Here is a 21,346-nt window from a genome sequence, read left to right on the forward strand (position 1 = left end):
GTCAGAACCGCCAATCTCTTTCCTTATGTTCCTGTTCTCTTCGCATTTCCTCTAAAGCGATTTCCATCACCTTCTGCTGGCGCAGTCTTCTCTTGCGACGGCGTGCCCTAGCTCTTGCCGCAGAAATCCAGACATAAGCTACAGCTGCCACAACGATAAAAATGCCGATTAAAACTGCCGCCAAATTGGAAATACCCAGATAAGAAGTGAACCAGCCAGTTTCAATATCTTCTTTGATAATTAAGTCGACCTCATTAACAAGTTCATCACCCACATAGATTTCCAGCTTACCTGCAACAGTTCCAGATTTAACCGGTGCTTCTATATCACTGCGCATAACAGTCTGCGTCGCAACCAATGACTTAGACGCCTCTTTCGGCAAATAAGCATAACCTGTTTCTGCAGTGTAAGCCTCCACACTGGTCTTTTCTCCGTGTTTGATTCTTACCTTGCCTTTTTCTTTGTCCTTGCCAATAACCTTTACACCCTCTACCTTAGCACAGGCATAACGAATCAGTTTTTCTACATCATTGGTCCGTTCTTCTGCCGTATCTCCCAGCACTACAATAAAAAGTTCCAGTCCGTCATTCTGGTAGCCCAAAGCGATACTGCAGTTGTTGGCATCCCAATAGCCTGTCTTTCCACCATAAACGCCTGAATCCTTATCTTTTAAAAAACTGAGATGCGTCTTCAGGTTTCGCTCCTTGCTCTTATTGGTCTTTTTTACAGTGTAGGAAGTACTTCCTGCCGCCTTTCTGATAACATCGTTAGACAATGCGGTCTTAGTTATCAGCATCATGTCGTAGGCTGAAGTGTAATGACCTTTTTGTTTCATACCATTTGGATTATTAAACTGGGTGTTTTCGCAGCCGATGTTTACAGCCGTCTTATTCATCAACTTAACAAAATCTTTCATATTTCCAGATACTGCCTCGCCAAGAGCATAAGCAGCATCATTGCCAGACGGCAGCAGTGCGCCATAAATCAAATCCTTTACGGTTAAAACCTCTCCTGCTTTTAAATTCATGGAAGCCTCTTTTTGGGAAGCCGCCGTGTGAGAAATAGTTACTTCTTTGTCTAAAGGCAAATTCTGCACTGCGAGGAGCACCGTCATCAACTTGGTTACACTATACGGAGCAATTTTTTTGTTCATATTCTTAGAATAAACAACTTCTCCTGTATTCTGGCAATATACAATAGCGCCTCCTGCCGTCACATCCGGTTTTTCCACCTGTGCGCCAAAGGCATGCGCTTCTGCAAAAAACAGCAGTATCATGACAATCAGTATAGATAATGTTTTCTTCAATGCATTACTCATAGTTTATCAATTCTCTTTCTCAGCCTGCCATGTCAGTTTTTTGTAGCTGTAATTCAAAATTCTATTGGTCGATGTGTATCTTCCGCCAGTAGTATCTTTCAGCACTACTGCGTAGACCAGTTTTCCTTTCCGCTGACAGGCTGAAACCAGTGACGCATTTTTGCCATCCCAGGTGCCGGTCTTTCCTGCAAAAACTCCAGACTTCGGGTATTTCTTTCCCGCAACCAAATAATTAGTCGTAGATATGTATCTCGCTTTATGTTTATTGGTTTTCGACATTTTATACATTTCCGTGCTGCATGCTGTTCTAATTAAATCTACCTCCATGGCAGCCTTTGCAATCTTTGCCATATCATATGCGGAAGCGTAGTGATCTTTTGCTTTCCATCCATGGGGGTTTGAAAAGTGACTGTCCACACAGCCCAGTTCCTTTGCCTTCTGATTCATAAGCACTGCAAACTTAGCCTTAGATCCAGATACACCATGAGCCAGTGCCACAGCCGCATCATTGCCCGATGGCAAAAGAGCCGCATAAATCAAGTCTTTGACTTTTACCTTTTCTCCGGCCTTTAAATAGGCTGTCGAGCCGCCGGTGTTTGCCGCCCATTTTGTTACGGTCACCGTATCCTTCGGCGATAAATGCTCCAGTGCCACCATACAGGTCAAAAGTTTGGTGGTGCTCAAGGGGTCCCGTCTGATGTGAGGATTTTTAGAATAAATAGTAGTGCCAGTTTCTCCGTCAATGACAATGCCGCTCTTTGCGCTGATCTCGGGTCTTTCCGGTTTTTCCGCGGCGTAAACAGCACTGCCTGTACCTACCGCTGTAAAAAGCAAAGAAAAAGAAAGCAGCACCGCCGCCGCCTTTCGTGCCTTATTTCTCCATAAGTGATTTTTTTGAGTCTCCATCATATACCCACCTTATTAAAATCTTTATCTCTAAATTTATTCTAACATGAATCCATGCGTTTTTGAATAGCGAACTTGCCTTTCTCTATAAAAAAATCAGCGACAGGAATTTCCCACCGCTGACTGCTTCGATAGAATTTTTAATTTTTAAAGAAATAATCCGCAAGCTCAAATCCGTTTTCAAAATAAGTACCTGCTGCGATGCCTGCCTTTTCGTTAAACTGACGACTGCTGTCTTCCGTTTTTTCATTTCTGCTGTCGTAAATTACGTATGGCACCGGCGTAGATGAATGGGTTCTGATTGCAAGAGGCGTTCTATGGTCAGGAACCTCCAGTACTTTGAAATCCTCACCATCAGCACGAAGAGCCGCCACAATCGGCTTCAGCACTTTACTATCGATGTCGGAAAGACACTGAATTTTTCCTTCCATATCCCCCTGGTGTCCGCATTCATCAGGACCTTCCAGATGGACATAGACAAAATCCTTGCCGTCTCTAAATTCTCTGATAGCGGCTTCTGCCTTTCCAGCGAAGTTAGTGTGGAGCGTTCCAGTCGCCCCCGCTACATCAACAGAGTCAAGACCTGCACAGATTGCAATGCCTTTAATCAAATCTACTGCGCTGATAGCAGTCCCTGTAATCTGATATTTATCGTAGAAAGAAGAGAGCTGCGGTTTCTTGCCCTGACCCCAAATCCACAAAGAGTTAGCCGGGTTCAGTCCTTTTTCGATGCGTGCCTTGTTGACTGGATGATCCTTTAATATCTCGTAGCTTTTTCTCATCATCTCTGTCAAAAACTCGCTGCCTACACCTTTCGGCAGATAATCTCCTACCTTCTGATCCAGCACATCATGAGGAGGTGTCAGATCAAAGCCAGTTTCACCGTTATGTACAATCAGACAGTGCCGATAGCTGGTTCCGGTATAAAACAGTTTTTCATCATCAGCAAAAGCCTCATTTACCGCCTGAATCAACTGATCTGCTTCTGCTGTAGTGATATCGCCCGAGCTGTGATCTTTGATGATTAAATCCTCATAAGCGCCTTCGCCGGAAAGCGTAATGATATTCGCTCTGTATGCTACATCAGTATCAGACATCTCAATACCGATGCTGGCAGCTTCTAGTGGTGAGCGACCGGTCAAATAGACCGTAGGATCATAACCCATTACCGCAAGATTGGCGGCATCGCTACCTGGTGCAATACCGGGTGGCACGGTTCTTACCATGCCGATTTCTCCCTTTGCCGCAAGTCCGTCGATAAAAGGCATATTGGCAACTTCCAGCGGCGTCTTTCCGCCCAGTTGCTCAATATTTTCATCGCCTGCCCCATCGGGAACCAAAATTAAATATTTCATCGATTTACTCCTTTTATTTTTAACGCAAAAGACTGTCTCAAAATAGAAACGATACTTGCACCATTTTACCCGAAAACGAGAACAATGGTGCACAAAAACCTATAATTACTGCTAATTCGCTTTCATCTGGAAACTGTAAACATCAAATCCGGAATCGAATTCTCCATAATATTCCATTTCAATCCAGAATTATGGTTCATTTTAAAGCCCATTCAAGAAAATCCGCACCATAAGCCTCTATTTCACCATAAATGATGCAGAATGTCGGTTTTACATTCTAAAAAATGCACCATTTTCGGTATTTTTAAGGAAAATGGTGCAAAAGAAGCAAAACTAATTTTGAAACAGTTCCTTCTGCATACTTTATTTGTTTTCTTCTTCGAACTTCTTCATAAATGCGATGAGCTTATCAACGCCTTCCATCGGCATCGCATTATAAATGCTGGCTCTCATACCGCCTACAGTTCTGTGACCGTTCAGGTTTACCATGCCTTCTTCCTTGGCCTGCGCAACAAACTTCTTATCCAGTTCTGCATCACCTGTTACAAATACCACGTTCATCAGGGAGCGGTCTTCCTTCGCTACAGGACCTTTGAACAAGGCGCTACTGTCGATATAGTTATAAAGCTTCTCTGCTTTGGCAACATCCGCCGCGTGCATTGCCGGCACTCCGCCCATCTCTTTGATTAGCTTGAATACTTCACCAGCAATATAAATCGGGAAGCATGGCGGTGTATTATACATGGAATCCTTATCCGCATGAATCTTGTAGTCCAAATAAGTCGGTACTTTCTCATCTGCAAATCCCAGCAGGTCTTCTCTGATGATAACGATAGTTACACCTGCAGGCGCTACGTTCTTCTGTGCGCCGGCAAAGATCAGTCCAAACTTGCTGACATCAATTTCTTCGCTCAAAATACAGCTGGACATATCGGCTACCAGCGGAATATCGCCTGTATCAGGCACCTCATTAAAGTGCGTTCCGTAGATAGTATTGTTGTAGCAGACATAGACATAATCTGCATCCGGTCTGATATCTTCTTTTGAGAATTTCGGAATATATGTATAAGTATCTTCTTCTGAACTTGCAATTACGCGGATATCCCCATATTTACAAGCTTCCTGGTAAGCTTTCTTTGCCCAGGATCCTGTTACTACGTAGTCAGCCTTTTTAGAGGCTCTAAGCAGGTTTAATGGCACCATTGCAAATTGAAGAGTTCCTCCACCTTGTAAAAACATAACTTTGTAGTTATCAGGGATGTTCATGATTTCTCTTAAGTTAGCTTCTGCATCTTCGATGATCTTTCCAAACTCTTTTGAACGGTGACTCATTTCCATTACTGACTGGCCGCAACCTTTATAATCAGCCAAGTTAGCTGCTGCATCCTCGATGACAGAAAGTGGTAACATCGATGGACCAGCGGAAAAGTTAAATACACGATTTGGTTTTGTCATTTCGTCGCCCTCCATTAGTTTTTTGAATTTATCTTACGCAGCCAAAAGCAAAATTTGCACTTAGCCCACATAAGAACGAATATTTTCTTATTATAACACTTTAATCCTTGAAAGTAAAGCGGTAAGGTGTTATAATTTTTCTAAATTAGAAAATACATTAGGAGGTACTTTTACATGTACAAAATTGGAACCTTAAATAAAATATCCCCCGTGGGACTTGCCCACCTTTCTGATAAATATACAGTCTCTGACGATATTTCTGAGGCAAACGGTATTCTGGTAAGAAGTCAGGACATGCACGAGATACAGCTGCCTGAAAGTCTTTTATCCATTGCAAGAGCAGGTGCGGGTGTCAATAACATTCCCCTTGATAAATGCGCTGACGCAGGTATCGTTGTCTTCAACACGCCAGGCGCTAATGCCAACGCTGTAAAAGAACTGGTGCTGGGCGGATTGTTCCTTGCTGCCAGAAATATTCCTGCAGGCATCGCATGGGCGGGAACCCTGACCGAAAATGTAGGTAAAGCAGTTGAAAAAGGAAAGAGTCAGTTTGCAGGAACTGAAATAAAGGGAAAAACTCTCGGAGTTGTAGGTCTTGGCGCTATCGGCGTGCTGGTTGCTAACGCCGCCGCTGATTTAGGCATGAAAGTAATTGGCTACGACCCATATTTCAGCGTGAAAGCAGCGCACAATTTGTGCTCCTGCATAGAAGTTAAAGAAGATGTCAAAGATCTACTCCCTCTGTGTGATTACATATCCATCCATGTTCCTGCTATGGATTCTACAAAAGGCATGTTCAACAGCGAACTGTTCGCACTGATGAAGGACGGTGCAATCCTGCTCAACTTCTCCAGAGATAAGCTAGTAAACGAAGCTAACCTGCTGACTGCTTTAGAAGCAGGAAAGCTCGGCAAATATGTGACCGACTTCCCAACAGACGGTGTACTGAACAAGGAAAATATTATCTGTCTGCCTCACCTTGGCGCATCTACTGCTGAAGCAGAAGACAACTGTGCAACCATGGCGGTAGAACAGACCATGGATTATATCGAAAATGGAAATATTGTAAACTCAGTAAACTTCCCTGCTGTAAACTTAGGTGCAAAAGCGTGTGCTTGCAGAGTTGCCATTGCAACCAAGGGCGTTGAAAATCCGCTGAAGCTGGCCTCTGATTTACTTGCAAACTATAAAGTTACTGCAATTTCCGGCAATGTTCGCGGCGCATACGGCTACGTACTGGCTAATGTAGCCGAAGCTGTTGCAAATGTTCCTTCTGCTGAAGGTGTAATCAAAATCAGAGTTATCTAATTCGCAAAATTCATTATGAAGATATACTTCAGCCCGGTCATCAGACCGGGCTATTTTATAAGGAGGATTATTTTGAGTAAGAAAAATAGAATATTCAGCATCATCCAAGTTGGAAACAAAGATGATATGCCAAGCCGCGTCTATGACATCTCTCTGGTCAGTGCTGTCATTGCCAATGTCTTTTAGCAATCTTTGAAACCTTTCCCCAGGCAGATCCATACCTGCCCTTCTTAAATATTTTGAAGGAATTACAGTGATTTTTTTCACGGCGGAGAAAAATTGTAAAGTTTACTGTCAACCGTAATTGAAAAAGTCCAAAAATAAGTGCAATATTAGCACCAAAAAGCAAGGGTTACCGTGAGCAGTTAAACAGCCCAGGTTGCTTCGTTACCATACATAGCGTAGACATGTTTCATAAAGTTATCTTTGCGCCAAGGATGATGCATAGGCGGGATATTTTGCTTCTTTGGCTTCTTCGCTGCTGCAAGTTCTTTTTCTGTATTGAAATTCCGAGATACTTCTTCATGCAACGGAATCTCTTCCAAGGCGTAAATTCGCCCGTTTACGTTGCAAAACAGCCTGCCGCTAAGGGTCTGCGCTACCAGCACCTGCGTTCCTTTGTAGTAGTTTGTATGCATGCCGGATTCATCCAACATTTTGTACCGATGGTTGTTGAACCGAATGGAATGACCGGCATCCACTATACGGGGTGTGAGCAAGGAAAGAAACAGGTCGATTTTGTCTTTTGAGGGTTGTGTTTCAAATACAGACGTGGTAGGATTAAGGGGTAGAGCGAACTGTGCGTTGAATTTCTTTATGTAGGAGTGAAGGAATTCATTTGCCTGCTCCAGGTTTTTCACGCCTGCCAGTCGTAATTCGACAGGCAGGCGTGATTGTAAGGTTTTAAAAAGACGTTCAACTCTGCCCTTGGCTTGTGGTATACTGGTTGTTTTTAAATCGACACCGAATTGCTTGCATGCATAAGCAAACTGCGTAAATGTATCATTCTCCAAATTTGGAGAATTTTTCTTTTTGTATTCAAATACGGTTCTGCGGTCAGTGTAGAACATATAGGGAATGCCATAATTTTCAAGAATTTGGCGGAAGACCTGGTAGTATCCATGTAAGGTTTCCTGGCTGTCAAAATATGCGCCGACAAGGGTTCCCGTGGCATCGTCAATGGCGGCATGCAGATGGCTTTTGTTTTCGCCAAACCAAAGATGTACAGACGCATCCATTTGAATCATCTCACCGGCATAGGAACATCTGGCTCTGGTAGGATGTGCATCTTCCAGGTCAACGATTGCAGTCTGAAGGCTTTCTTTTTCTGTCTTTGATGTTGCAGTATCCTTTTGGGTTTTTAGCTTGTCTTTGAGTTTCCTGCGAGTCCGTTTCCATGCAAGGGGAGAGAGAATGTCATGAGAGTAAAGCAGATTTCTGACGGTTCCCTCTGAGACCCGGATATCTTCATTCTCAGCCAATTTTTCTGTGAAATGCGTAAGGTTCGAATCATAGTATTTGTTCTGGTAGAGAAGCAGGATAGACTCTTTTAACTCCTCAGAGAGAGCAGATGCAGGTCTTCTGCCTTTGTTTCCGTGGGAAAAGAATTCTTTTCCCTGCGTCTCATAACCTTTGAGCATTCGGTTTACGTGGCGGACGGTACAGCCTAGCTCGACGGCAGCTCTTTTCTTGTTTCCGTTTGTTTCTTTTAGCTTTTTAATCACTTCGTACTTTTTCTGTTCTTTCATTCTAAGTTCAACCTTTCTGATAAAAACCACCTCCGAAGAGATAGTTTACTATGATATGTGTTTTTTAGGAATCCTTTTGGGACATTTTCTCTTGCGCTTTCTTAAGACATTATCACTTTTGGAGCAGACACGGCGGAGAAAAATTGTAAAGTTTACTTGACATATCCTTCTCAATATCGTATACTCTATGTAAAGCTAGCTTTACATACGGATTCAAAAGGAGTTACTATATGAAAAATCGTCTAGAAGAAATTCGTACGACTAAGGGGATCAAGCAGGATGAACTGGCAAAGGCATTGGAAGTTTCTCGCCAAACTATCAGTTCACTGGAAAACGGGAAATATAATCCCTCTATACTGCTTGCATTTAAAATCGCCAGATACTTTAAGCTGTCTATCGAAGATATCTTTATTTATGAGGAGGAATAAAACTATGCTGTGTAAAATATTGGGGAAAGATAATCCCGTGTTCAATCTTATTTTAATCATTGCCGGTGTCGTTGCTATCGCCTTTGGGATTTGGTATTCCTATATTACCCCAGAGGATGTACATCATCTGCAGATGCTGGCAGGTATGTTCACCGGCATGGGCAGTGCTTTTCTTGCCATCGGTGTCTTGAATACCCTTCGCTGCCACTTTGGCTCTGCCGAAAAGAGGAAACAGCGTGAAATAGAGCAAAACGACGAGAGAAATGTGCAGATTACCCGCTATGCCATGTCCTGGGCTGCCTTTGGTTCTGTTCTTTTCTCTGCAGTTCTCATCTTTGTACTCACTGCACTGAACTATATCCTGCCATCCATGCTGATTCTTGCAGGCGTGTATGTGGAACTGATTATATTTCTCGTTGCATACAAAATCCTTGAAAAGAAGATGTAATGTCCTATTGTGTCGAACTCAGTCTCTTTCTTATGTTGTATGATACAAATCCATATCAGCAGAATGCAGGAAAACGTTCCAGTCATGGGCTTTAAAAAAGTAGAGAGGCAGATTCCTAAGAATCTGCCTCATATTGCATTTTTGCGTATTTAATTTATTCTACAATTCTTCTCACACAGATAACCGGTCCTGTATAGCTTACGCCGGTTACCGCAACACCCATGCCTTCGTTGACCGCATGGACAACTTGCCCGCCGCCGATATAAATCGCTACATGCCCGTAATAGCAGACCAAATCTCCCGGCATCGCCGCGCTGAGAGAAACTTCCTTTCCGTAGTTTCTCATTGCACCAGCATCATGCGCCATGGTAATTCCAAAATGCTTATAGACCGCAAGAACAAAACCTGAGCAATCTGCACCTTGCGTCAGACTGCTGCCGCCGTACACATACGGTGTACCCACAAAGCGAAGCGCATAATTTGCAATTGCAGAACCATTTCCCTGATAAGTTTTACCACCAGTCGGTGCAGCAAGCACACCGGTTCCCTTTACAACAATCCGTTTTTTCGGTTTTTTAATCACTTCCGAGTTGATTTCCTCGGTCTCTGTAACAATGCCATTTTTGGAAGTCACAAGCTCGGTAACCTTTTTCTTACCATAGGTGCCTTCCTGCTTTACAACCGTTGTATTCTTTAAAACTTCTGAAGAAGTTTCTTTGACAGTTCTAAACTTAATCTTTTTTTCCGAAGTAATTTCCTGCGTTACGAGAACGTCTACCATCGGCTTCATCTCATAGAGCCGAATCTCATCTCCCGGATACATCGTAGAAAAATCATTGTCCTGGTTCATTTCCATGACCTCTTCCACTGTGAAGTCATAGTTCTGCGCAATACTCCAGAGGCTGTCGCCGCTCTTTACAGTATACGTCAGTTTTTCTTTTGTTCCGGAAAGAATATAGTCTACCGCCTCATCCACGTCAGATACTGCTGGTTTTTCTGAAACCTTGTAAGCCTTCATCTCTACAGTCATTTCCGGTGTGCATTCGATGGCTTTTACAATAGCCCCCTCTTGCACATAGTGGTTCTTCACCGCACGAATTACCTGCTTTGCTGCTGATTCAGATGTAAGCACCGCAACTGTGTTTTCGCCAATCTTTACATCCCAGTAATCTTCGCTGGCATTAGCTTTAATTGTGGATGCGCAAAATGCGGCTGAAACAGTGATTGCAAGGATAACTATCCCTGCAATCAAATATTTTTTTGATTTAATTCGTTCTATTAAGCTCATGACTCTCTTTAATCCTTCTCTTGCTCTTAGTCAAGAATGCGTCTCACGCCAATAATCGGACCTGTGTAAGTTGCACTGGTAACTCTGATTCCCAGTCTTTCATTCACTGCGTGAACTGCTTTGCCGTTTCCTGCATAAATAGCAACGTGCCCGGAATAAATCAGGATATCACCCTTCTTTGCGTTTTTATAAGAAACTGCTTTTCCAACACCAGACTGCCCAGTCCGTGGCAAATCAATGCCAAAGTGCTTATACACAGCATATACAAATCCAGAACAATCAGCTCCGTTTGTCAAGCTAGTCCCACCGTAACGATAAGGATTCCCAACAAACTGCTTCGCATATTCTACAACCTCAGAACCTTCGACAAAATCAAAAGTCTTGCCAGCTTTTGCCGTAACAGAACCCGTACCCTTCAGTACAACCTTGTCCACTGGTTTCTTGATAGTTTGCTTAGAAATCAACTCACTATTTGTTTCCTCGCCATTTACCTTGGTGATTTTTTCCGTCACTGCTTGCTTGCCTTTAACGCCCTTGGTCTTCACCTTCTGTGTTCCCTTGGTCAAAGAACTTGTCTTCTTATAAACAGTGTTATAGTCAATTGACTTCGTAGATATAATTTCTTCCACCGTCGTTACTTCTACATATGGAACCTCTGAATACAGTACCATATACGTGCCCTCTTTGATAGTCTCATCGGTGTCATACTCACCAAAGTTCAAAGACGCCAGCTTCTTCGCAGAAATTCCCTTTTCTTTTGCAATGGATTTCAGCGTATCCCCTTCCTCTGTCTTATAAACGTAATATTCCACCTTACCTTCGCTGAGTTTAGCAATGGCTTCCTCCACATCTATTGTTCTGGCATTGCTACTGAATGCCGAAAACTCTTCATCAATGTAGGCTGTAATTTTCTTGATTTCAATGATAGGGTCAAACTGTACTTCCAGTACATTGGAGCCCTTGGACAGGTAATAATTCGATAACCCCTCTATTACCTGATTGGCAGATTCTTCAGAATCCACATATAATACTTCTTCATCTCCAATTACGACCGCCCATAACTCGGTTTCAAACTGATCTGCCGCATGAGCCGTACCAGTAAAACCAAATACAACCGTGAACATCATGGACATAATCAATAGAACTGAGGCAGTTGCTTTAAACACCCTTTTGATTTTAGTATTGACTCTCGTCATAGAATGATTTGACATAATACTATTTCCTTTTCATGTTTTTCAATTGTCTCACAGCTATTATCCTACTTTATATGCATCAAAAAGTCAAGTTTTATACGGTTTTTTCACACAATTTTCACAAACAAAAATCGCCATAAACGTTTAAATTTCAACGTTTATGGCGATTTAATATTTCTTAATATTTCTTAAGAATTTACAGTTTTGTATTTCATATTTATTCTCAAAATAGAATAAATAATCACGCATAGTACGATTGCTGCACACACATCTAAAATCGAGTGCTGTTTCACAAAGCAGGTAGCCATACAAATCAGTCCTGCAATCACAACTGCTGTTACCTTTACCGACATAGATTCAATCGACTTTGTGGTACAAATTCCCATAGCTGCAAAAATAGCACCCTCTGCATGAACGCTGGGCATCACATTTGTATTCGTATCCGCTTCATAAATCAGCCGAACTACCTGCGTCAGAAGATTTTCCCGAGGAAAAGTCTCCGGCCGCAAATCCTGTCCATTAGGAAAAATCAGACAAAATATAATACTTGCAGTAAAGCCGATAATAATGCAATACATGTACAGCTTAAAACCCTGCACATCACGCAATAAAAGCCAAAATCCCGTCACAAACAAAAGCGGATACCACAGGCAGTAAGGTATAATAAACCATTCATTAAATGGTATCAAATCATCTAGAAAGCAGTAGGACACCCAATAGTCCGCCGTCTCCGGCACACACTGCTCCATTAGAAAAAATCCAACCAAATAAACTGGCACATACAAAATTAGCAGCACATGACCGTATTCCTTAATCACAAACCCTCTTTTCATAACAACCCTCTTACCTCCTCGGCACAATCAACCGAATGGCGCCTTGTATGTTCTTAATCTCAATAGTCTCACAGCCTTCCTGATATTCCCCGTCCAGTGTCCAAGGCATATCTTTGTCCGCAGTAATTTCCAGCTTACCGCTGCTGAAAAAGGACAGCATTGGCGAACTGTAATTCTGTGTAGTCAGTGCTAACAAAATCTGATTTAGTTCTAAAATGTTAGACGGCGCCTTAATGAGAAGTACCTCGAACAGACCATCATTCATATCCACCAAATCATCTGCAAGAGTTAAAAGACCTCCCACAGAAGTGGAATTACAAATTGCACCAAAGAGATAATCACCCCCATAGATGCCCTGCTCCATTTTCAGCCACAACCTGAGAGGCTTAATGGATGGAATATCCTTAATTCCTTCCAAAATATATGCTAAATGTCCCAGAGCATTTTTGATACTTTGCGGCGCTTCGTAGGAAGCTTTGGTAAACGCACCAAATGATGCAACATAGGAGAAATATCTCCCATTAAAACTGCCGATATCAAGTGCTCGTTCCTCGCCTGACACGATGTCTCTTGCCGCCTGCAAAATATCTTTTGATAAGTGAAGGCTGTTTGCAAAATCATTGGTGCTGCCAGCTGGAATATATCCAATAGGCTTGTCTGCTCCCGACAGCAGCAGCCCATCTATTACCTCATTGAATGTTCCATCGCCACCAATGCACACGATTAAATCAAAATCAGCCGCTTGTCCTTTTACAATCTCCGTGCCGTCACCTCTTGCCGCAGTCGTCTTTACTACCGTCTCAAAACCTGCCCTACAAAAAATATCAATTATCTCTACAAAATGTTTGTTTGCCTGTTTTGTTCCTGCGCAAGGATTCAAAATCACTAATACCTTTTTCATCAATCCCGTGTTCCTTTCTATCTTTCTATATCAATATACAGCTTAGCTTCCTCCTGTTCCTCAATCGGCCAATTCCATAAAATCTTCTTTACTGCATTTTCGTCCCAGCGAAAATGCCCTGAGACCTTCATACCGTCTGCTGCAAAGAGACGATCTTCCTCTGCCGCAGGATCCTTCCCATGTTGAATCACATAACTTCTTCCCCAAAGATTTCGAAACGGGGATACAATCGCTACATGACTGGATTCAAAGGTCACAATATCCCCCGCCTGCCAAACAATCAGATTATCCACATCTGTACTCAGCACTTTGGAGTTTCGTTCGAAGAACCGTTCCAGCTGCGGAACCAAACGAAAGTCAATATTGGTATCTCTGATAGATATAACGTCTACATAAGCCTTTGGATAGTAGTAAGTATCTGCGTCAACCAAATCTTTAATGGATACATCAATACCCTCAAACGCCTTCCAGACCACATCCGTACAAACACCGATATCATCAGGCGGATAGCCGCCGGCAAAATAAGTATCTTCATATCGCAGTTCTTCATTGCTGATGTAAGCCCTTGCCGCCATAGTAATCATAAATCCCTGCTCTATCTCCTTAGAAGGCGCTAAATCTATTTCGTCCTGCGAAAACAGCACATAAGCAGTCACGCCTAGAGCAACCGCCAGAAACAATGACAGAAATACATAGAATCTCGCTTTTATCTGATATTTTCTTTGTCTCATTGTGCCGTTCCTCCTTTTGTGTCCTTCCATACTTTATTAAACAGAATTCCAAGACAAAGCACCCAAGATAAAAAGTAAAACCAAAACAACAAAGCTACCATGCTCGCCAGGGAACCATAAATAATATCGTAGTTAACCGTGTAGTCTGCATAATAGGAGTACACGATGGTTACAACCAGCATGCCCACCGCGCCCAAAATACTTCCTGGAAGGATCTCCCGAAACGGCAGTTTTTCGCTTGGCAGAACGTAATAATTATACGAAACCATCAGAAAGTACAGAACCCACGCAAGAGGCCATCTAAGCCAGGTCCATAAGGTATCAATTATGGTTCCTTCAACAAGTTTTCCGAGGAACAGCTGTAAAATCAGTTTCCCATATACCAGAATAATGGCGACAAAAGCAAGAGTAAATACCGTCAGCGCCATAGTTTTCACTGCACGAAACCTCTCGCCCCAAAAACTCCCAGTTGTTCTACCGTCTGAATAGGTATAATTGGTAATTCTCATCATGGAAAACTGAGCCCTGGAAGATGCCCACAGAGCCATAATCACCAGCACAATATTAGCTGTAGTCGCAGGTTTATAATTTAGCAGCCCCCGCAAAGTGTCACCCATACCCGGCGCAACGTATTCTCCTATCCATTCATCCAGAAAATCCAGTGAAATGTCCAAAATACCGAGAAGCTGCGACAAAACGATAATGGTCGGCACCAAAGACAGCATAATATAAAAAGACATCTGTGCTGCAAAGCCCTGATAATAAGGATCGCTAAACTGCTTGATTCCAAGAAGAATCATCTTGATCCATCTATTTTTTAACAACTATATATTCTCCCTTTCTTCAAGCAGCTTTTCAAGCTGCTTAAGCGCCTTCGCTCTGTGACTGATTTGATTTTTTTCCTCCGCTGAAAGCTGCGCAAAAGTTCTCTGATATCCGTCAGGAACAAAGAGGGGATCATAGCCAAATCCGTTTTCACCTACTGGCGCATCAATGATGTGACCTTCGCACTCACCGCGAGCTGCCAGTTGTGTGCCATCTGGATAGACCATCGTAATAACCGATACAAACTTCGCCCTTCTTTCCTTATAGGAAACACCCTCTAAAAGCATCAGCAGTTTCTCATTATTCTTAGTGTCGTTTCCATCCTCACCTGCAAATCTAGCAGAATAGACACCCGGTGCACCGCCAAGATAATCCACCATCAGTCCTGAATCATCTGCAATGGTAATTTTACCGCAAACTTTCATAATTTCATTTGCTTTTTTAAAGGAGTTTTCCTCAAAGGTCTCTCCATCCTCTTCAATTTCAAATTTGGGAATGCCCGCCTCATCTCTCGAAACGATGTTCATACCAAATTTCTTAGTAATTGCTTCAATTTCCGTGATTTTGTGCTGATTTCTGGAAGCAGCAATAATGGTTTCCATGATTTTGTCCTTTCTTTTAATTTACGCAGGTTTCGCTTCTTGGCAGCTTATCTGTTTAAGATTTCTTTTTGTATCTGGTGTAGCTGGCTACAGCCCTTAGTTGCCAAATCAAGAAGTTCAAGAAGCTGCACTTTCGTAAATGGCGCATCTTCGCCGGTTCCCTGCACTTCGATGAACTCGCCCTTGTCGGTCATAATCACGTTCATATCCACCTGAGCATGAGAATCCTCCTCATAGCAAAGGTCTAAAATACACTCACCATCCACAATACCCACGCTGATGGCAGAAACTGCAGCGCTGACAGGAATTTCCTCAATCAACCCCTGCTCCTTCATCCACTGCATAGCTTGTACCATTGCAATATAGCCTCCTGTAATGGACGCTGTTCTGGTGCCGCCGTCTGCCTGAATGACATCGCAGTCAATCCAAATGGTTCTCTCTCCCAGCTTTTCCATATCCACAACAGAGCGAAGAGACCTTCCGATTAAACGCTGAATCTCCACAGATCTGCCGTCCGCCTTTCCCTTTTCTCTCTTTTTTCTTGTTCCGGTCGAGCCAGGCAGCATGGCGTACTCCGCTGTCACCCAACCTTTTCCTGTTCCCACAAGGTGTTTTGCCGTCGATTCCTCGACACTGGCAGTACAAATCACCTTGGTATTTCCCATCTCTATCAAAACTGAACCCTGTGGACTCATCAGATAATGGTCAGTTACTTTTACTTCTCTTGTCACATCAAATGCTCTATCTGTTCTCATACTTTTTCTCCTTTATAATAAGCCCTTAATTCCGATGATTACCAGAATCACACCGCCTAAAAGACCCGCCTTACTCTCAAAAATATTTCCAAATTTCTTCCCTACTAAGATTGCTCCAAAGACCAGCACACCCGTAATAGATGCAATAAGGCTTACCGTTGGCAAAATTGCTACACTGGCTGCGCAAAAACCTACTCCTACTGCAAAGGCGTCAATGCTGGTCGCCACTGCCTGAAAAAACAAAATTCCTGCAGTCAGTCTTTTTTCATCATACACTTTGGACGGCTCGCTCCGAAAACTTTCCCGCACCATATTGCCGCCAATGGCGCCTAAGATGAGAAAAATCACGATTCCGCTATATTTGGTAATCCATCTGGCAAAGACAGATCCCGCATAGTACCCAAGCAGCGGCATAATCCCCTGAAATATGCCAAATGCCAAAATCATGGCTATGTAATCAGTTTTTCTAAGGGGTTTAAAAATCATGGCATTAGATATAGATACTGCCACTGCGTCCATGGCAAGACCTACGCCAATCAAAGTAATCTCAATCAGTCCCATACTCTCTCCAAATTTCCAATTTTACCTTATAGTATACCATTTTATGGGTTTTCCCGCAAGCCCTGATGTGGTATACTAATTACAGCTATCTGTAATTATAATATGTAACAAGGAGTTTTCAATACGATGAAATTAACAATTTTAGACGCATATTCTATAAATCCAGGAGATTTATCCTGGGCACCAATCGAAGCGCTGGGTACTTTTTGCACTTATGACAGAAGTTTTCCGGAAGAAATTGTAAATCGCATCAGCGACTGCGACGGTTTCTTCGTCAGCAAATGTCTCATTACCAGAGAAGTTATGGAAAGCTGTCCGAAGCTAAAATTTATCGGAGTCACCGCAACGGGCTACGACAATGTCGATATCAAAGCCGCAAAAGAACTTGGCATAGCTGTATGTCATGTACCTGCGTATTCTACAGATGCCGTTGCACAGCATACCTTTGCGCTGATTTTGGAGCTGACCAACAGAGTCGGCAGCTACGACAGTTCCATACAAGCCGGTCAGTGGTACAAAAGTCCCGATTTTACCTTTATCAAAGAACCGCTGACTCTTTTAGACGGCAAATCACTTGGTATCATCGGCTACGGAAATATCGGAAAGCGGGTTGCCCACATTGCGGAAGCTTTTGGCATGACTGTCAACGTCTACAGCCGTGACAAGGAGGCTGCTCTTAAATCTGATTTTGTTACTTTACACTGTCCTTTGACCGCTGAAAATAAAGGATTTGTCAATAGTAAAATGATTGCCAAAATGAAAGATGGCGCAGTGCTGATTAACACCGCCCGCGGCGCACTAATCAACGAAGAAGATTTAGCGGCGGCACTTCGTTCTGGCAAACTGTCCGCGGCAGCCATAGACGTGATAGACGGCGAACCGCCGAAAGAGCCGCACCCACTCATTGGGCAGCCTAACTGTATTCTGACCCCACACATCGCATGGATGCCAAAGGAGACCAGACAGAAAGTCATCGACATCTGCGCTGCCAACCTGAAGAGTTACTTAGATGGCGGCAGACTGAACAGAATTGTATAATTATATCGAAAACTTTAAAAGCGCTGGTAGCTTTATAACGCCAGCGCTTTTTACTATCTTATCTCCAAATCATATCCTTACAAATCTCATCCAAGGCATACGCCCCGCACATCGCCATGGTGTCGGCAAGTTCCGCCTGCACCTTTGCAACGTAGTCCTTTACGGCTTGTCCTTCTCCGCCATAAACCGCATTGACAAAGGGTCTTGCCAAAAGCACTGCATCTGCGCCAAGGGCCAGCGCCTTAAACACATCTACACCGTCTCGGATTCCGCCATCTACCAGCACTTTCATGGAGCCGCCTACTTCATCTGCGATTGCTTCCAGCACTTCCGCCGTAGCCGGGCACTGATCCAGTACTCTTCCTCCGTGATTGGAAACGATGATAGCAGAAGCGCCTGCTTCCTTTGCCTTGCGTGCCGCTTTCACCGTCATAATGCCCTTGACGATAAAAGGAATTCCTGCCTCTTCTATAATTTCTCTCATCTCTTCCACAGACTTGCTCCCTGCGGGAGGCTGGAAATTTTTTAGAAAGGGAAGCCCTGCTGCGTCAATATCCATAGCCACCGCAAAGGCCCCAGATTCTTTCACCAACCCCAGCTTTTCTGCAATCATGGCTTTGTTCCAAGGCTTTACTGTCGGCACACCCAGACCGCCTGCTTCTTTAATAGCAATGCTGGCAGCCTTCATCACCTCCGGGTCCATACCGTCTCCTGTAAAAGCAGCAATGCCGCTTTCCTTACAGGCAGGAACCAGAATGTTGTTATACTCCAAGTCGTTGTACTTGTCGCCGTAGTGCATATTCACTGCCCCGACAGGACCTGCAAAAAATGGCGCAGCAAAAGTTTTTCCAAAGAGAGAAAAGGCTGTGCTGACTTCTCTTTTTTCGGTCAACGTATCCATGTTGATACGAATTTCCTTCCACTTATCGTAATTTCTAATTGCCGTATCGCCGATTCCCTTTGCTCCAGGACCGGGAATTTGGTTCTTACATGCCCTGCCGTTACACTGCGGGCACAGCTTACAATGTCCTTCCATAAGTGCGTTCTCCTTTCCACAATTTATATCTACAATTTACATCTGTAATTTATATCAGCAAGAATCCCAGATAGCTTGCTACCATGCCCAGGGCACAAACAGTCTGGATTGTAGCTTTTTTAAAGCGCAGCATCACCCAGAATAGGATTGTTGCTGTGCCTCCAAAAATCAGCAGGTTTTCAATCTGGTGATCAAAAGTTGCGTAAACGCCGCTGCCCATGGACAGCACATCTGCCACAACTAAAATGATGAAGTTGAAGAGATTGCTGCCAATGATATTTCCTACAGCGATATTAAAGTTCTTCATCTTAAACAGGGCAATGGTGGAAGTCACTTCTGGTAGTGATGTGGCTACACCGAGGAAAATCGCCCCCGCAAGGCCCTGACCCAAATTTAATTTGACGGAAATTTCATCGGTCAAATAGGTCAGAATAATACTAAAAGCTATGATTCCCACTGCCGCGAAGAAGAACCTCACACCGATTTGTTTTACCGAAAGCGAAGTGCTGGACTCCGAATGATAATCCAGTACAGCCTCATCAGAGGTTACATCGTCAGCCACCGCAAGGTACTTGGCTCCCAATCCGTAAATCAGTGCAATCAAAACCGACGTGATGGACAGATGAAGAATCCTGAACTGTAAAATCCCGGCAAAATTGAGGGTAATCAGAATATAAATCACAAGCACGACCACCGTCACATGGCGATAACTCTTTGACACCTTTCCTTTCGCAAAGTTCTTTGAAAACAGCAGGATAAAAAATGCCAGAGCACCCAGATTAAAAAGGTCGCTGCCCAAAATATTACCCATGCAAAGTCCGGGTCTTTCCAGCAGAACTGTCGCTGAAATACTGGTGAAAAGTTCCGGCAACGATGTCACCGCCGAAAGCATAATCCCACCCAAAAATGCGCCGGAAAGCTTCGTATTCTTATCCAAAAGGTCGATGTAATCCGATGCTTTAATTGATAAAACAACAACGATAACTGCTGCTGCAAGATACTCTAAATAAATCAATCTTGTTCTCCTCAAATTTTATAAATATAATGTTACTAATTTACGATCTAAAATTCCTTTTAGACCAAGCAGATGGAAATTTACTTTAAAAGTAATTCAACAAATCCACCGCATAAAACGTAATAAAGAATATGGTGGCGATAATCCGCAAAACCGATAAAATCGTGCCTAGGATTGACAGTACCAGCCCCGCTGTTGCCATACCCTGGCGCTCCGCATCGTTTCTTCCCTTGATTCCAAAAACAATACCGATTACCCCTAGAACAACCGCAATCACCGCAGCAAATAATGCCATTACCATGGAAAGAATTCCCATAACAAGCGCCGCTGTCGCATCAGTGTGTGTCGCCTTTCGCTCTACTTCCGCATATTTTTCATAGTTAAAATCGACGATAGTTGCTCCGCCGCTTTTTTCCTCTTTCACTTGCGTTTCTTCACATTTATTTTCTTCTCTAAAATTATCCATATTCTACTCCTACTTTTTCTGTTTTTCAATCCACTCTGCCGTACTGATACCCCAGGATTTTAGTCCCTTTTCTAGGAACGCAAACGGCGGCAGAATGATGTGATTTACCACCCACATAAAGATAGCGTAAGTCGTATCAACAACCCAGTCGTAGCCCTTTGATACCGGTTTTGAGGCAAAAACTACCACGCACAAAGAGGCAAAGCCGAATACCATCACATAATACAAAAGGCTGCTTGCTTCCGGCATTGGAAAAATCCCTAAACTGATGCCGCCATGCTTCTTCATCCACTGGCGCACTACCAAATGCAAAATATATACTGGCATAGTATTTCTGCCCACATAAGCAAGATATGTATCCTTGCTCGGCAGAATGTTGAACATCAGAATAATCCAAAGTGCGCCGATGATAAAGAGCACTGCTCTCATCAGAATATCCAGCCACCAGCATACGCCTGTAAAGGAGCCCGGGTCTTTCATCAGATACCAGCCTACCGGTACCTGCGGCATGCCGAATGCAAGAAGACACGATACGCCGATTAAAAATACGCCAAGCACTGCACACTGCCATTTTTTCAGACACTTAATCTTTGCGATGTGCTCCGGTGTGCAGTAATATCCTAAGAAAAAGAACGGGAAGTAGGATACAATTCTGCCGAGGGACAGATAATCTGTCAGAAACGGCAGACAGCCTGCTATGAGATACAGCACAAAGGTCATGGCAAAGAAATACGGAATTTTGATGTAGTTTTTCTGAAATACTTTGTACAGAAACAACGTCACCATAAACCACATGGCAAAAGGCGCTCTATCAAAATACAGATTTGCATTGCCCCAGAACAAAAGCCGCACGCCGTAGAAAAAGAAAATGCTCAAAATGTACGGCCACAGAAAAGCTTTAAAGGCGATTTCTCTGCTGCGGTCTGGCTTCTTTGAAAAATAGCCTGACAGAAACATAAAAGCCTGCATGACAAATACGTTGATGGTTATGTATACAATTCCGCTTAAGGAGCCTTGACTAAAATGTCCCGCCATTCTGGTAAAATGTGAAATCGGAATAGACCACATACACAGACCGCGGAGCGCATCAAAGACATAATCTCTCTGTTTTACTTCTCCCATTGGTAAATTTCTCC

Annotated in this window: 22 protein-coding genes; 4 read left to right on the plus strand and 18 right to left on the minus strand. The window is 43.3% G+C overall.

Features of this window, described 5'->3' with window-relative positions; all coding sequences use genetic code 11:
• Window position 1 precedes the first annotated feature (1 nt).
• The 4 genes from V1225_RS11710 to serC form a co-directional block, all read right to left on the minus strand.
• Window positions 2-1,318 carry a D-alanyl-D-alanine carboxypeptidase family protein gene (locus V1225_RS11710; RefSeq protein ID WP_338546535.1) on the minus strand — a complete coding sequence of 439 codons (1,317 nt, stop codon included), beginning with the start codon at window positions 1,316-1,318 and terminating at the stop codon, window positions 2-4.
• Window positions 1,319-1,324: 6 nt separating this feature from the next.
• Window positions 1,325-2,227 carry a serine hydrolase gene (locus tag V1225_RS11715; RefSeq protein ID WP_160200362.1) on the minus strand — a complete coding sequence of 301 codons (903 nt, stop codon included), beginning with the start codon at window positions 2,225-2,227 and terminating at the stop codon, window positions 1,325-1,327.
• Between the two features lie 137 nt (window positions 2,228-2,364).
• Window positions 2,365-3,579, minus strand: a complete 1,215-nt coding sequence (locus V1225_RS11720; RefSeq protein WP_161909143.1) for a cofactor-independent phosphoglycerate mutase — start codon at window positions 3,577-3,579, stop codon at window positions 2,365-2,367.
• Window positions 3,580-3,942: 363 nt separating this feature from the next.
• Window positions 3,943-5,034 (minus strand): 3-phosphoserine/phosphohydroxythreonine transaminase, encoded by a 1,092-nt coding sequence (gene serC, locus V1225_RS11725; protein ID WP_251632194.1) that lies wholly within the window; start codon window positions 5,032-5,034, stop codon window positions 3,943-3,945.
• A 174-nt stretch (window positions 5,035-5,208) separates the two neighbouring features.
• On the opposite strand from serC, the gene V1225_RS11730 reads away from it, so the two are divergent.
• A complete protein-coding gene (locus V1225_RS11730) occupies window positions 5,209-6,342 on the plus strand; it encodes a 3-phosphoglycerate dehydrogenase (protein ID WP_338546538.1) in 1,134 nt (377 codons plus the stop codon).
• A gap of 365 nt (window positions 6,343-6,707) precedes the next feature.
• Here V1225_RS11730 and V1225_RS11735 read toward each other — a convergent pair whose 3' ends face one another.
• On the minus strand, window positions 6,708-8,090 hold the full coding sequence (locus V1225_RS11735) for an ISNCY family transposase (protein ID WP_338545996.1): 1,383 nt from the start codon (window positions 8,088-8,090) through the stop codon (window positions 6,708-6,710).
• Window positions 8,091-8,320: 230 nt separating this feature from the next.
• Between V1225_RS11735 and V1225_RS11740 the strand changes: the two genes are divergently transcribed.
• Window positions 8,321-8,518 (plus strand): helix-turn-helix transcriptional regulator, encoded by a 198-nt coding sequence (locus V1225_RS11740; protein ID WP_160200366.1) that lies wholly within the window; start codon window positions 8,321-8,323, stop codon window positions 8,516-8,518.
• Window positions 8,519-8,522: 4 nt separating this feature from the next.
• Window positions 8,523-8,966, plus strand: a complete 444-nt coding sequence (locus tag V1225_RS11745; RefSeq protein ID WP_338546541.1) for a hypothetical protein — start codon at window positions 8,523-8,525, stop codon at window positions 8,964-8,966.
• Window positions 8,967-9,120: 154 nt separating this feature from the next.
• Here V1225_RS11745 and V1225_RS11750 read toward each other — a convergent pair whose 3' ends face one another.
• From V1225_RS11750 to V1225_RS11790, 9 genes are all read right to left on the minus strand, one after another.
• Complete coding sequence (locus V1225_RS11750; protein ID WP_338546543.1) at window positions 9,121-10,254, minus strand: NlpC/P60 family protein; 1,134 nt, start codon at window positions 10,252-10,254, stop codon at window positions 9,121-9,123.
• A 26-nt stretch (window positions 10,255-10,280) separates the two neighbouring features.
• Window positions 10,281-11,465 (minus strand): G5 domain-containing protein, encoded by a 1,185-nt coding sequence (locus tag V1225_RS11755; protein ID WP_160200369.1) that lies wholly within the window; start codon window positions 11,463-11,465, stop codon window positions 10,281-10,283.
• A 170-nt stretch (window positions 11,466-11,635) separates the two neighbouring features.
• Window positions 11,636-12,280, minus strand: coding sequence for a phosphatase PAP2 family protein (locus V1225_RS11760; protein ID WP_338546547.1), 645 nt, complete (start codon window positions 12,278-12,280; stop codon window positions 11,636-11,638).
• 10 nt (window positions 12,281-12,290) lie between these two features.
• On the minus strand, window positions 12,291-13,181 hold the full coding sequence (locus tag V1225_RS11765) for a diacylglycerol kinase family protein (RefSeq protein ID WP_160200371.1): 891 nt from the start codon (window positions 13,179-13,181) through the stop codon (window positions 12,291-12,293).
• Window positions 13,182-13,198: 17 nt separating this feature from the next.
• Window positions 13,199-13,912 (minus strand): DUF1287 domain-containing protein, encoded by a 714-nt coding sequence (locus V1225_RS11770; RefSeq protein ID WP_160200372.1) that lies wholly within the window; start codon window positions 13,910-13,912, stop codon window positions 13,199-13,201.
• Window positions 13,909-14,736, minus strand: a complete 828-nt coding sequence (locus V1225_RS11775; RefSeq protein WP_160200373.1) for a YihY/virulence factor BrkB family protein — start codon at window positions 14,734-14,736, stop codon at window positions 13,909-13,911. The genes V1225_RS11770 and V1225_RS11775 overlap by 4 nt, the downstream gene beginning before the upstream one ends.
• Window positions 14,737-15,339: an XTP/dITP diphosphatase gene (locus tag V1225_RS11780; RefSeq protein ID WP_161909136.1), complete on the minus strand. Its 603-nt coding sequence runs from the start codon at window positions 15,337-15,339 to the stop codon at window positions 14,737-14,739.
• A 47-nt stretch (window positions 15,340-15,386) separates the two neighbouring features.
• Window positions 15,387-16,094: a ribonuclease PH gene (gene rph, locus V1225_RS11785; RefSeq protein WP_160200375.1), complete on the minus strand. Its 708-nt coding sequence runs from the start codon at window positions 16,092-16,094 to the stop codon at window positions 15,387-15,389.
• A 12-nt stretch (window positions 16,095-16,106) separates the two neighbouring features.
• Entirely contained in the window at window positions 16,107-16,655 is a 549-nt protein-coding gene (locus tag V1225_RS11790; protein ID WP_160200376.1) for a manganese efflux pump MntP family protein, read from the minus strand.
• Window positions 16,656-16,781: 126 nt separating this feature from the next.
• Between V1225_RS11790 and V1225_RS11795 the strand changes: the two genes are divergently transcribed.
• Entirely contained in the window at window positions 16,782-17,693 is a 912-nt protein-coding gene (locus tag V1225_RS11795) for a D-2-hydroxyacid dehydrogenase (protein ID WP_338546549.1), read from the plus strand.
• Between the two features lie 58 nt (window positions 17,694-17,751).
• On the opposite strand, the gene V1225_RS11800 is transcribed toward V1225_RS11795, so the two are convergent.
• From V1225_RS11800 to V1225_RS11815, 4 genes are all read right to left on the minus strand, one after another.
• Entirely contained in the window at window positions 17,752-18,729 is a 978-nt protein-coding gene (locus V1225_RS11800) for an alpha-hydroxy-acid oxidizing protein (RefSeq protein ID WP_338546551.1), read from the minus strand.
• Window positions 18,730-18,778: 49 nt separating this feature from the next.
• Entirely contained in the window at window positions 18,779-19,744 is a 966-nt protein-coding gene (locus tag V1225_RS11805; protein ID WP_160200379.1) for a cation transporter, read from the minus strand.
• 85 nt (window positions 19,745-19,829) lie between these two features.
• Window positions 19,830-20,210: a DUF4190 domain-containing protein gene (locus V1225_RS11810; protein ID WP_160200380.1), complete on the minus strand. Its 381-nt coding sequence runs from the start codon at window positions 20,208-20,210 to the stop codon at window positions 19,830-19,832.
• A gap of 9 nt (window positions 20,211-20,219) precedes the next feature.
• Window positions 20,220-21,332 carry an acyltransferase family protein gene (locus tag V1225_RS11815; protein WP_338546554.1) on the minus strand — a complete coding sequence of 371 codons (1,113 nt, stop codon included), beginning with the start codon at window positions 21,330-21,332 and terminating at the stop codon, window positions 20,220-20,222.
• Between the last annotated feature and the right edge of the window lie 14 nt (window positions 21,333-21,346).

The organism is Emergencia sp. JLR.KK010 (assembly GCF_037018265.1).
In the GTDB taxonomy this organism is placed as follows: domain Bacteria; phylum Bacillota; class Clostridia; order Peptostreptococcales; family Anaerovoracaceae; genus Senimuribacter; species Senimuribacter intestinalis.

What these genes read in the sequence shown, in the direction of transcription:
- V1225_RS11760 (WP_338546547.1), bottom strand. Translation starts at nt 12,280, where the DNA reads ATGAAAAGAGGGTTTGTGATTAAGGAATACGGTCATGTGCTGCTAATT.
- V1225_RS11790 (WP_160200376.1), bottom strand. Translation starts at nt 16,655, where the DNA reads ATGGGACTGATTGAGATTACTTTGATTGGCGTAGGTCTTGCCATGGAC.
- V1225_RS11710 (WP_338546535.1), bottom strand. Translation starts at nt 1,318, where the DNA reads ATGAGTAATGCATTGAAGAAAACATTATCTATACTGATTGTCATGATA.
- V1225_RS11810 (WP_160200380.1), bottom strand. Translation starts at nt 20,210, where the DNA reads ATGGATAATTTTAGAGAAGAAAATAAATGTGAAGAAACGCAAGTGAAA.
- V1225_RS11770 (WP_160200372.1), bottom strand. Translation starts at nt 13,912, where the DNA reads ATGAGACAAAGAAAATATCAGATAAAAGCGAGATTCTATGTATTTCTG.
- V1225_RS11750 (WP_338546543.1), bottom strand. Translation starts at nt 10,254, where the DNA reads ATGAGCTTAATAGAACGAATTAAATCAAAAAAATATTTGATTGCAGGG.
- V1225_RS11740 (WP_160200366.1), top strand. Translation starts at nt 8,321, where the DNA reads ATGAAAAATCGTCTAGAAGAAATTCGTACGACTAAGGGGATCAAGCAG.
- rph (WP_160200375.1), bottom strand. Translation starts at nt 16,094, where the DNA reads ATGAGAACAGATAGAGCATTTGATGTGACAAGAGAAGTAAAAGTAACT.
- V1225_RS11800 (WP_338546551.1), bottom strand. Translation starts at nt 18,729, where the DNA reads ATGGAAGGACATTGTAAGCTGTGCCCGCAGTGTAACGGCAGGGCATGT.
- V1225_RS11780 (WP_161909136.1), bottom strand. Translation starts at nt 15,339, where the DNA reads ATGGAAACCATTATTGCTGCTTCCAGAAATCAGCACAAAATCACGGAA.
- V1225_RS11720 (WP_161909143.1), bottom strand. Translation starts at nt 3,579, where the DNA reads ATGAAATATTTAATTTTGGTTCCCGATGGGGCAGGCGATGAAAATATT.
- V1225_RS11735 (WP_338545996.1), bottom strand. Translation starts at nt 8,090, where the DNA reads ATGAAAGAACAGAAAAAGTACGAAGTGATTAAAAAGCTAAAAGAAACA.
- V1225_RS11795 (WP_338546549.1), top strand. Translation starts at nt 16,782, where the DNA reads ATGAAATTAACAATTTTAGACGCATATTCTATAAATCCAGGAGATTTA.
- V1225_RS11765 (WP_160200371.1), bottom strand. Translation starts at nt 13,181, where the DNA reads ATGAAAAAGGTATTAGTGATTTTGAATCCTTGCGCAGGAACAAAACAG.
- V1225_RS11715 (WP_160200362.1), bottom strand. Translation starts at nt 2,227, where the DNA reads ATGATGGAGACTCAAAAAAATCACTTATGGAGAAATAAGGCACGAAAG.
- V1225_RS11815 (WP_338546554.1), bottom strand. Translation starts at nt 21,332, where the DNA reads ATGGGAGAAGTAAAACAGAGAGATTATGTCTTTGATGCGCTCCGCGGT.
- serC (WP_251632194.1), bottom strand. Translation starts at nt 5,034, where the DNA reads ATGACAAAACCAAATCGTGTATTTAACTTTTCCGCTGGTCCATCGATG.
- V1225_RS11755 (WP_160200369.1), bottom strand. Translation starts at nt 11,465, where the DNA reads ATGTCAAATCATTCTATGACGAGAGTCAATACTAAAATCAAAAGGGTG.
- V1225_RS11730 (WP_338546538.1), top strand. Translation starts at nt 5,209, where the DNA reads ATGTACAAAATTGGAACCTTAAATAAAATATCCCCCGTGGGACTTGCC.
- V1225_RS11745 (WP_338546541.1), top strand. Translation starts at nt 8,523, where the DNA reads ATGCTGTGTAAAATATTGGGGAAAGATAATCCCGTGTTCAATCTTATT.